Source organism: Prevotella sp. C0026C3, from assembly GCF_056590795.1.
Window position 1 is genome coordinate 23,145 of the sequence record NZ_JBWPWW010000001.1, and the last position, 11,850, is coordinate 34,994.

Here is an 11,850-nt window from a genome sequence, read left to right on the forward strand (position 1 = left end):
GTAAAAAATATATTAGATGGTGGGATATTTGATTTTTTTTATCTAATTTTGCACCTCAACGTATGAGGGAAATTTATCCGCTTCCCTTGAAAGAAAAGGACTCAACGAATATGAAGAAGAAAATACAGTTTAGTCTCGTCTATCGAGATATGTGGCAGAGTTCAGGTAAGTTCCAGCCACTAAAAGAAGAGTTGGCTCGCATAGCTCCCGTCATCATTGAGATGGGATGTTTTGCACGTGTAGAAACCAACGGTGGTGCTTTCGAGCAGGTAAATCTGCTCGCAGGCGAAAATCCTAACGAAGCTGTACGCGCATTCTGTAAGCCTTTCAATGAGGCCGGCATCAAGACTCACATGCTTGACCGTGGCTTGAATGGACTACGTATGTACACCGTACCCGACGATGTTCGTGCCATGATGTATCGTGTTAAGGCTAAGCAAGGAACCAATATTACCCGCATCTTCGACGGTTTGAACGATGTTCGTAACATCATCCCTTCTATCAAATGGGCCAAAGAAGGCGGTATGACTCCGCAAGCTGCCCTGTGTATCACAAATTCTCCCGTACACACACTGGAGTATTATACAGCCATTGCAGAGCAACTTATCGAAGCCGGAGCAGAAGAAATCTGCTTGAAAGATATGGCCGGTATCGGTCAGCCAGCCTTATTAGGTCAGCTCACTAAAGCTATCAAGGATAAGCATCCTGAAATTATCATCGAATATCACGGCCACTCTGGTCCCGGACTTTCTATGGCATCTATCCTCGAAGTCTGCAACAATGGTGCCGACATCATTGATACTGCCATCGAACCACTGTCTTGGGGTAAGGTTCATCCGGACGTTATTTCAGTACAAAGCATGCTGAAAAACGAAGGATTCGATGTGCCCGAAATCAACATGAACGCCTATATGAAAGCGCGTGCATTGACTCAAAGCTTCATCGATGAGTGGTTGGGATACTTCATCAACCCACAAAACAAACTGATGAGTTCACTGCTTTTGGGTTGTGGTTTGCCCGGTGGTATGATGGGAAGCATGATGGCCGACCTCACAGGTATCCGCCAAACCATCAACAATCTGCGCAAGAAGAAAGGCGACGAGGAACTGTCTGTAGACGATATGCTCGTAAAACTCTTCGACGAAGTGGCTTACGTATGGCCACGCGTAGGTTATCCTCCATTAGTAACCCCATTCTCACAATATGTTAAGAACATCGCTTTGATGAACTTGCTGACGCTCGAACAGGGCAAGGGAAGATTCGTAATGATGGATGATTCTATGTGGGGTATGATTCTTGGAAGAAGTGGTAAGATACCCGGAACTATCGACCCGGAACTCGTAGAGTTGGCTAAGGCCAAAGGATTAGAGTTCACCGACGCCGATCCACACACACTGTTGAAGAACAATCTCGAAGATTTCAGAAAGGAAATGGACGAGAACGGTTGGGACTACGGACAGGATGAAGAAGAGCTTTTCGAGCTTGCTATGCACCCAGAACAGTATCGCAACTATAAGAGTGGACAGGCTAAGAAGAACTTCTTGGCCGATCTGCAGGCTGCAAAAGATGCAAAACTCGGCGCAAAGGTTTCTCCCGAAGAGGCTGCTGCATTCAAACATGCGAAAGCAGATGCTATCGTTTCACCCGTCAAGGGACAGATTTTCTGGGAATTCCAAGGCGAAGGTGAGGCTGCACCGGCAGTAGAACCATTCATCGGAAAAGAATACCAAGAGGGCGATGCTTTCTGTTACATCATGACTCCATGGGGAGAATTCGAGACAGTTCCGGCTGCACTCGGAGGCAAACTCGTTGAAATCAACGCCAAGCAAGGTGCTAAGATTAGTAAGGGAGACGTGATTGCATACATCGAAAGACCTACAGCTGAATAAGCATATCAATCTATATACAGAAGGCACAACCCCATCTAAGGAGTTGTGCCTTTTTAAATAGGAACTAAAGAACTCATGGATTACCAAACCATCATTGACAAATATTATCCCGAGAACAATGAGTTACGCCATATATTAATGGTACATAGCCGTAGCGTAGCGGATAAAGCCTTGGCTATTATCGACCGCCATCCGGAGCTAAACATCGACCGACAATTCGTAGAAGAAGCTGCCATGCTCCACGACATAGGTATCATGAAATGCCATGCACCGGGTATTTACTGCACAGGAACAGAGCCTTATATCTGTCACGGACGCTTAGGAGCCGAGCTCATGCGGCAAGAAGGCTTCAACAAACATGCTCGTGTATGCGAAAGACATACCGGTGCGGGCATCTCGGCTATAGCTATAAAAGAACAAAAGTTACCTCTACCCTGTCGCGATTTCCTACCCGAAACGATAGAAGAGCAACTCATCTGCTACGCTGACAAGTTTTACAGTAAAACTCATTTGGACAGAGAGAAAACCATAGAGCAAGCTCGTAAGAGTCTTGAAAAGTTTGGAAGCGACGGCTTAACTCGCTTTGACACATGGTGTAAATTGTTCGAGTAAAACGTTAAATATACTATGTGCAGGGACTGAATCTGCACTTTTTTCTTACCTTTGTACGAATTATGAGAAGATGTTCGTTCATAGTACTGTTGTTATTTGCCTTCATCTTTGTGTTGGCAAATTCCAATATGCAATTCTTTAAAAGGAAACATAAGACCGCTACCAAAGACTCTACAGCGGTGAACGACACCATTTTGCGAGATTCACTCGGCAGAATCATCCCCGACACCTTGCGTATGGACTCCATGCAATTGGCTATCTATCATCATAACAAAGCGATAGACGACTCCATCAAGTTAGACTCCATCAACCGTACAAAAAAGAATGGAATCGACGCTCCCGTCACTTATACAGCTACAGATTCATTGGTCTACGATGCCACATCAAAGGTGGCACATCTCTATGGAAACGCTAACGTGAAGTATGAGACCATGGATTTGACGAGCGACAAAATTTATATGAATCTTGACAGTAGCTTGGTACACGCCACCGGAGCCTATAAAGACTCCACACAAAAGGAACTTACCGGCACTCCTTTATTCAAAATGGGGAATGATTCGTACGAAAGCGATACCATGGCCTTCAATTTTAAGACCAAAAAGGGGCTCATCAGAAACACATACACAAAGCAACAAGACGGCTTCTTGACCAGTGAACTGTCGAAACGAAATGACAATGGCGAGATATTCTTGAAGCATGGGCGTTATACAACATGCGATGAAGAACACCCGGACTTTTATATTGCGCTGTCAAGAGCAAAGGTTCGCCCCGGCAAGGATGTCGTTTTTGGGCCGGCATACTTGGTTGTTGCCGATGTGCCACTGCCTTTTGCGATTCCTTACGGCTTCTTCCCATTCACCAAAAATTACTCCAGTGGCTTCATCATGCCAACGTATGGTGATGAGAGTACACGTGGTTTCTACTTGAGAGATGGTGGATATTACTTTGCCATAAACGATAAATGGGATCTAAAACTCTTAGGAGAAATCTACACAAAAGGGTCGTGGGGACTGAGTGCGGCAAGCAATTACCGCAAGCGTTATAGATACAGTGGCAGTTTCTTATTGAGTTACCAAGATACCAGAACAGGCGATAAAGGACTGCCGGATTACTCCAAACAGAAAAGTTTTAAGATTCAGTGGAGTCACCGGCAAGACTCTAAAGCCAATCCTTATAGCTCGCTTTCGGCTAGCGTAAACTTCGCTACATCGAGCTATGAGCGCAATAATCTGAACAGTCTATACAATCCCTACACGCTCACACAAAGCACTCGAACCTCTTCGGTAAGCTGGAGTACGACATTTTCCAGTATCGGATTGACCTTGAGCAGTACTGCCAACTTAGCGCAGAACATGCAAGATTCAACCATTGAAATGACCTTGCCCGACCTCAATGCCAGCTTGAGTCGCTTCTATCCGTTCCGCCGTAAGAGCGTAGCGGGAAAACTACGGTGGTACGAAAAAATCTCGGTAAGCTATACAGGACAGTTCTCTAACACCATTAGAACTAAAGAAGACCACCTACTCCACGCCAATCTGATTAAGGAATGGAAGAACGGTATGTCGCACAACATCCCCATTACAGGAAGCTTCTCGCTCTTTAATGTAGTGAACGTGGCACCCTCTTTCAACTTCCAAGACCGTATGACGGCTCGCAAGGTAATGCGCTCATGGGACACAGCAACACAAAAAGAGGTGGCCGATACGACTTACGGATTCCACAATCTCTACAATTGGAACCTCAGCGTAAGTGCAAGTACCAAGCTATATGGTATGTTTATTCCCTCTCGTAAGCTCTTCGGCGACAAGGTACAAGCCATCCGTCATGTCATCACACCAACCATCAACTTCAGCTATGCGCCCGACTTCGGTGCACGTCGTTATGGATATTGGGATTCATATCAAAAGACCGATGCCAATGGAAACGTCACTTGGGAGCAGTATTCTCCTTATTCCGACTCTAGATATGGAGTTCCATCAATAGGTCAAACCAAAAGTATCAGCTTCGCCATCGACAATAATATCGAGATGAAAGTGAAATCGGACAAAGATTCTACGGGCGTTAAGAAGATTAGTATCATTGATAATTTAGGCCTCAACATGTCTTACAATGCTGCCGAAAAGGAACGTCCTTGGAGTGATTTGAGCATGAATATCCGTCTGAAATGGTGGAAGAGCTACACCTTTAATATGAATGCTGTCTTCGCAACTTACGCTTATGAGCTTGGCGCAGATGGCAAGCCATTCGTCGGCACACACACGGAATGGGGACGAGGACGCTTCGGTCGATTCCAAGGGATGTCGCAAAACCTCTCTTTCACACTCAATCCTGAAAAGATAAAGAAATGGTTTGGCGGTGGAAGTGACGACGATGCAGACGACAAAAAGCGAAAGAAGAACGATCCTGATGCCGAAGGTGTGGACACAGACATAGAGAGTAACGTTGATGACGAAATGATAGAAGGCCAGCGAGGTGCTAAATCTAAGCAGAAAAGAGGTAAAGCCGAGACCGACGACAATGGCTATATGACTTTCTCAATGCCTTGGTCTTTGACTTTCGGATATGGTATTACGATGCGCGAAAACACTGGCGGTACGTTCAATACAAAGACAATGCGCTATCCATATAAGTTCTCTCAAACTCTCAACGTGAGTGGCAATCTGCGCATCAGCGACGGTTGGAATATCAGTTTCTCCAGTGGTTACGACTTCGACTATCACAAACTGAGTATGACGACGGCCTCTCTCCAGCGCGACCTACACTGCTTCAACATGAGTTGCTCAGTAGTTTTAGCCCCTTATACAAGCTATAACTTCACGTTCCGCTGCAATGCCAGCACGCTGACCGACGCCTTGAAATACGATAAACGAAGCGGTGTTAATAGTGCCGTTCAATGGTATTAAATAAAAAGCGAGACCGTCTGGCCTCGCTTTCTTCTTTTTATTATTTGCTTATTTCGTATTAAATCGGATACCGGCTTTTAGTTCAAAAGTTATTGGTCGGTCGTTATAAATCGTCTGAACATCTGATTTATTGTCAAAATGATAGGCAGCTCCCGGTTCAACATAGAGTCCTAGTTTATGTGATAATTTATATTCCACACCCATACGACTGCTTAGCGACCACTGCAATCGTTCCATCTTAACCTTACTGTAAGTCGACTTCCCATTACTATCCTCCCCGTTTTCTTGGCGACCAGAGACTAGTTTTTCAGCTCGTCCACCCGCTGCGACATAAACATTCAACTTGTTATTCTGCCATAAGGAGTAGTTCATTTCCAACGGAATACCCACGAAGTGAAGCTGTTGCTTACTACTATACGATGTAGAACCAACGACATTGGCCATATCAGAACTGTGATAGCTGTACATCAAACCAGTCTCAAGGCTCAAACGATGCATTAATGGGATTGACAACGTTACTCCTACAGTCACCGGTTGATGATGATGTACCTTCTTTTTTACTTCATTTTGTCCCACAGGTATGATATAGGTAGTCTTTTCGGGCAACATTTCATAGTCATTACTCACAGCAAGTGCCGCATAATCGGAGTTACTCAAATTAGCCGATTTAGGTAATCCTCCTAGCGATAAGCCAAATTTCAACCCTTCATGGGTTTTCTTTTGATTATGTACCAAAGCCAATAATCCATTATCACGAGACCGTGTAGACGAGGTTTTGTTTTGTTTCTTCTCTGTTATAGGCTTCTCTTCTGTCTTTTTAGATGGCAACACCTGTTGGTCAGGCGATACCACTGTGCTATCCTGATTCAATACTTGAGCTATCATTCCCCCACTATTATCCGTCTCCAAACGACGCACAACCGGTGGTAATATACTCTCGACAGCCTTCTTAACTTGGGCTACCAAATCTTGATTAGTTTCACTTATATACTGTTTTGTAGGAGTTTCGTGTTCATGAAAATCTGCCATTGGGGCATTTATTTTCACCCCTTGGTTCACCTGATTTACCGAAGTATTGGTCAATAGAACCAATCCCACAGCCGCAGCACCAAGCAATAAAGCAACTACAATGCCCTTGCCTCGCACCTTATCAGGTACCTTTTCCTCTTCTATTGAGATTGGAGCATACTCTTGATCGAGAACTTCCAGACGTCCCATTACATCGTCTAGCAACCCTTGTGGAGCTGTTTCCTCGTAATTTTCCATCTTGCTACGCAATGTCTTTAGCCAATCATTGCTCATACCCGTCCTCCTTTCTTATATTCAATTATCTTCTTTTTCAATATCGTTTTCGCCCTATTCAGCTGCGATGCCGATGAATTTTCTTTGATACCTAGTATATTTCCTATTTCTTTATGGCTTTTATCTTCAAATACATAGAGGTTGAATACCGTTCGATACCCATCGGGCAGCTCTCGAATCATCTCTTGTAACACTTTCGGTGGCACCTCGTCTACCGGCATATCATCATCGTCTGCCACCTCCGGTAAGTTTTCATCGAACAACAATGGTACAGTCTTCGACTTCCTGAGGAAGCTCAATGCTTCATTTACTACAATCCTTTTACCCCATGCCAATAATGACCCTGCAGCCCGATATTCAAAGTTTTCGGCATTCATAAACACCTTAATCAGAGCTTCCTGAAGAACATCTTTCACATCGGCATCGCTTTGTATATAACGCGAACAAACGGCGGTGAGTCTTCCGGCATATAGAGCATAGAAGTCCCTCATCGCCGTTTTATTCCGTTGGCGAAGTCCCTGAGCAATGCGCAGTTCTTGCTGTGTCTCTGTTAGTTGCACTTATTTCTTTAATAAGTCGTCCCTCACACGATAGTCAAACGTAACGCTCTCCTGACCGAAAAACGACTTCCACTTCAACTTCAATGTTACTTTCTTCTTCCCTTGCGCTTTAGCTAAACTATCTATTTTAGCCAATCGGAATGCTATAAAAGCCGGTCTCAGTACACCAGTAACATCTCCATGCGCATGATGACGGAATTCTAACTCGTATGGGTCTTTAGGATTCGTATCCATAACAAGGTTAAAGACATGCTTCTTATTATTATTTACTCCCCACATCGTGTGGAATCCTAATGTCAGATAGCCATCTTCAGCCACCGTAGGAAACGCTCTGATAACATCCACAGGGTCATTCCCGTACGTTGCAATATCTTGCTTTTCGCCCAATGTCTTCACAGCGGGCTTCGTTCTAATGCTATCCATCCAATTGACATAGAACTGCAAGACACCATTTTTATCCTTTCCTTCTTCCCGAAGATTGGCAAGCGCACGTACTTCTTTGTCTCCAAAAGGTGATTTTGCATAATTTTTGGCATGTCCAACTTTATCTTCTGACATCCAAATATAGAACTTCTTTCCATCCTTCATAGGTTTTACCGTTACCACAGCATTGGCCAATGGCTTACCTCGAAACCCATTATTATCACCATCCGAGTTACATGAAGTAATCAAAAATGATGTTACCATCATCATCAATACCGATAGAAAACCGGTAATTTTTATTCCTTTAGTCTGTCTTATCAGTTGGGAAACTGCATTATTCGTTTTCATTTCAGTTCTGTTTTTTGCGTTAATACTAATTTTGCAGGTGAGTACTCAAACAGTAAATACACAAATAAAAGAATCTTGCATTGATAAACTTTAAAGCATGTTAAATAGATATTACATCGCTAGGAATAGGAATTCTTTATCCCAATTTCATCAAATCTTGTAATGAAGACTCCTCGCCTACCACCCAAACCACATCTCCCACCTCAAACACACGGGTAGGATTGATGAGCGTGAGCGTCTGTTGCCCCTGCTCGGCACCCACAACCATGCAATTATAACGGTCGCGGATACCACTTTCTTTCAATGTCTTTCCGGCCAAACAGCTATCTTTCCCGATTACCAGTTGCCGCAATTTCATCTCTCGCTTCTCTATTTCTGCATCTTCAGGCACCAATGCTCCTTTCATAGCCGCAGAAAAATGATGCAACTGTTCATCGTTTCCTATCACCTGAATTGTATCGCCGGGAAAGATTATTGTATCACCATTGGGGATGTTCAGCCGCTGTCTGCCACGCAAGATACTACTCACATGCACCCCAAAACGATTGCGGAATTGCAATTGCCGTAGCGACCGACCGGCCCACACCGAATCTTCCGGCACATCCACATCGCTGATATGGATGTCACGATCAAGCAGATGTCCCTCAAAGAGCGGTCGTTTACGCCCATGCACACGTGCTTCTATGTCGCGCGACTGCAAGTTTTGAATGAACAAACGTTCCAATCTGATACTCCGATGTTTCAACGACCGTGACAGTATCATGAGGATTATCATAGCCACAGCTATCGTTATCATCAGCGCATTGGTAAACCTTGTCAAGTAATTACAGATATAGAAGATGAAGGCCGATGCTATAATCACCCTCACCAAGCTTGTGAAAAGCAGTGGCAGACGGTTGATACGATTCTCTGTCCATAACTGTTTAAACTCTTCACTGTGGAAATGTCGCATCACCAACGCACGCAGGAAAGGTGAAATCAAAGCCACCGTCAACACGCCACACACGCCGTTTGCCCACCAATGAGGCAGCAAATGGCGCACAAAAGGTAGGAAGAAAGTGAGCATCATAGCAGTCACAGCAGCCGACAAAATACCATAGATGGCCGTGCTGACAAGTAACTTCCGCAGTAACATTCTCCATGTTCCGGCCTCGTTAGACATGTGATTGTCCACACTCAAATGGTTCAAACGCCTCAACCAGCGCTTGGGAAGGCGCCTCTCCACCAACAGATAGCATGGTTCGGCAGCCCGCATCATATACGGAGTGAGGAAGGTTGTAATAACCGAAACGGCCACTACCACCGGATAAAGGAATTTACTGATTACGCCAAGCGACAACCCCAACGAGGCTATGATGAAAGCAAACTCACCTATTTGCGCCATAGAGAAACCACAACGCATAGCTGTCTTCAGCGACTGCCCGCTGAGTAAAAAGCCCAATGTACCAAATACTCCCTGCCCGACGAGGATGGTCAACACCAACACAACGATGGGTGCGGCATACTTCATCATCACAACAGGGTCTACCAACATACCCACTGAGACGAAGAAGATGGCTCCAAAAAGATTCTTAATAGGTTCCACCACACGGATAATCTTATCGGCTTCCACCGTCTCGGCTAAAATACTGCCCATCACAAATGCACCAAAGGCACTGCTAAAACCTACCTGTGTAGAGATGACAGCCATCAGACAGCAGAGTCCCAACGCCACGATGACCAGCGTCTCACTATTCATCAACTTACGTGTCTTGCGCAAAAAGCTTGGTATAACAAACAATCCTACGACGAACCAAAGCACCAAGAAGTAACCAATACGGAACAATGAGCCGAATAATTGTCCCCCATCCGGACTACTCCCACCAGCCAATGTACTTAGCATTACCATCAAAACAATAGCCAATACATCCTCTAATATAAGCACACTCATCACCAATCCGGCAAACTTCTGCTGCCGAAGTCCAAGGTCGTCGAGCGCTTTATATATAATAGTGGTGGACGACATAGCCAGCATACCACCCAAGAAGATACAGTCCATCTTACCCCATCCGAACGCATGACCGACATTAATGCCCAACAACATCATGCAGAAAATGATAGTAAGCGAAGCTATCACCGGTGCCAACCCCATCTTCAAGATCTTCTTAACCGAGAAGTCCAGTCCCAAAGCAAACAAAAGGAATAGCACACCTATATCGGCCCACGTCTGTATATCGGCCTTATCGACCACCGACATGGTATAAGGCATGTGGGGCGAAACAAGGAATCCGGCAAGAATATAGCCCAACACGAGAGGTTGGCACAACTTTTTGAACAATAAGATAACGATACCTGCCACAACCAATATCAAGGCAAGATCGGCTATAAGATGGGGTAATTCGGCCATAAATTGTTTGATATGAAAAGGAGCTGAATGAGCGTACACCGTTCATTCAGCTCCTTGCTTATTTATGAATAGTTCTTTTGGTTAATCTTCATAGTTCCCGGTAATCTCGCATATCTTCACGATGACATCCACAGCTTTCTCCATTACCTGCACAGAGACAAACTCATAAGGCCCGTGGAAGTTGACACCGCCAGCAAAAATATTGGGACAAGGCAAGCCCTTGAAGCTGAGCTGCGCACCATCCGTACCGCCACGGATAGGAGCAACCTTCGGTGCTACACCGCTTTCCTGCATAGCTTTCAGTACAATATCGATAACATGCATGTTCGGATCTATCTTTTCCTTCATGTTGTAATACTGATCTTTCAGCTCAATACGTACTGTTCCTTCACCGTATTTCTCGTTCATACACTTCACGCAGTCTTCCATGAAGTCTTTGCGATCCTCGAATTTCTCTCGATCGTGGTCGCGAATGATATAACTCAACTTCGCTTCTTCCGTACGACTCTCAATACCTAGCAGATGGTAAAAGCCTTGATAACCCTCCGTAGTCTCCGGTAAGTCGGTCTCCGGAATCATGTTATTAAACTCGCAAGCCAATCGATTGGCATTAATCATCTTACCTTTGGCATATCCGGTATGCACACTCACACCCTTGATAAACACCTTGGCACCGGCAGCATTGAAGTTTTCGTATTCCAAATCGCCCAAATCGCCGCCATCCATGGTATATGCCCAATCACAACCAAACTTCTCTACATCGAAATGATGAGCCCCCATACCAATCTCTTCATCGGGATTGAAGCCCACACGAATGTCTCCATGCTTTATCTCATCGTGGTCGCGTAGGTAGCACATTGCCTGTACTATCTCAGCTATACCGGCTTTGTCGTCGGCTCCGAGCAGTGTTGTACCATCGGTAACGATGATGTCTTCGCCCTTATGGTCTTTGAGTTCAGGAAACTTGTCAGTACTAGAGATGATGCCCGGTGACAATTCTATATCGTTACCATCATAATTTTCGATAACGCGTGCCTTTACTCCGTAGCCACTGGCATCGGGACTTGTATCGTAATGAGAGATGAAACCGATGGTCGGTAACTTCTTCTTGGTGTTAGCTTTCAGTGTGGCATAGATGTAACCCATATCATCCATCTTCACATCGCTCAATCCTTCGTTCTCTAATTCCTTAACCAGATATTTGGCAAATTCCAATTGTTTCGCCGTACTCGGCACGGTCTCAGAGTCTTCAGCCGACTGTGTGTCGAACTTGGTGTAATTGATAAATCGTTCGGTTATTTCCATTTTACAATTTTGTCTTTATAAGTATAGTACTGCAAACATACACAAAAATCCCGTAATTTCAAAACTTAGAAATATAAAAAACATAAGTGGGAGACGGAAATAAAATTCTTATCCAATCTAAA

8 protein-coding genes are annotated in these 11,850 nt (G+C 44.6%); 3 read left to right on the forward strand and 5 right to left on the reverse strand.

What is annotated here, in order from left to right; translation table 11 throughout:
- Positions 1-110 precede the first annotated feature (110 nt).
- The 3 genes from AC1EK4_RS00100 (at position 111) to AC1EK4_RS00110 (ending at position 5,404) form a co-directional block, all read left to right on the forward strand.
- Positions 111-1,889 (forward strand): oxaloacetate decarboxylase, encoded by a 1,779-nt coding sequence (locus AC1EK4_RS00100; protein ID WP_062435325.1) that lies wholly within the window; start codon positions 111-113, stop codon positions 1,887-1,889.
- A 75-nt stretch (positions 1,890-1,964) separates the two neighbouring features.
- A complete protein-coding gene (locus AC1EK4_RS00105; protein ID WP_036897009.1) occupies positions 1,965-2,501 on the forward strand; it encodes an HDIG domain-containing metalloprotein in 537 nt (178 codons plus the stop codon).
- 62 nt (positions 2,502-2,563) lie between these two features.
- The gene (locus AC1EK4_RS00110) at positions 2,564-5,404 is read left to right on the forward strand and encodes a putative LPS assembly protein LptD (protein ID WP_480356541.1); all 2,841 of its coding nucleotides are present in this window, start codon (positions 2,564-2,566) and stop codon (positions 5,402-5,404) included.
- A 48-nt stretch (positions 5,405-5,452) separates the two neighbouring features.
- On the opposite strand, the gene AC1EK4_RS00115 is transcribed toward AC1EK4_RS00110, so the two are convergent.
- The 5 genes from AC1EK4_RS00115 to pepT form a co-directional block, all read right to left on the reverse strand.
- On the reverse strand, positions 5,453-6,706 hold the full coding sequence (locus AC1EK4_RS00115; protein ID WP_480356543.1) for a porin family protein: 1,254 nt from the start codon (positions 6,704-6,706) through the stop codon (positions 5,453-5,455).
- Complete coding sequence (locus AC1EK4_RS00120) at positions 6,703-7,266, reverse strand: RNA polymerase sigma factor (protein ID WP_036897003.1); 564 nt, start codon at positions 7,264-7,266, stop codon at positions 6,703-6,705. The genes AC1EK4_RS00115 and AC1EK4_RS00120 overlap by 4 nt, the downstream gene beginning before the upstream one ends.
- Complete coding sequence (locus AC1EK4_RS00125) at positions 7,267-8,037, reverse strand: NigD-like protein (RefSeq protein WP_480356544.1); 771 nt, start codon at positions 8,035-8,037, stop codon at positions 7,267-7,269.
- Between the two features lie 136 nt (positions 8,038-8,173).
- Entirely contained in the window at positions 8,174-10,423 is a 2,250-nt protein-coding gene (locus AC1EK4_RS00130) for a cation:proton antiporter (RefSeq protein WP_480356546.1), read from the reverse strand.
- Between the two features lie 81 nt (positions 10,424-10,504).
- A complete protein-coding gene (gene pepT, locus AC1EK4_RS00135; protein ID WP_480356548.1) occupies positions 10,505-11,728 on the reverse strand; it encodes a peptidase T in 1,224 nt (407 codons plus the stop codon).
- Positions 11,729-11,850 lie beyond the last annotated feature (122 nt).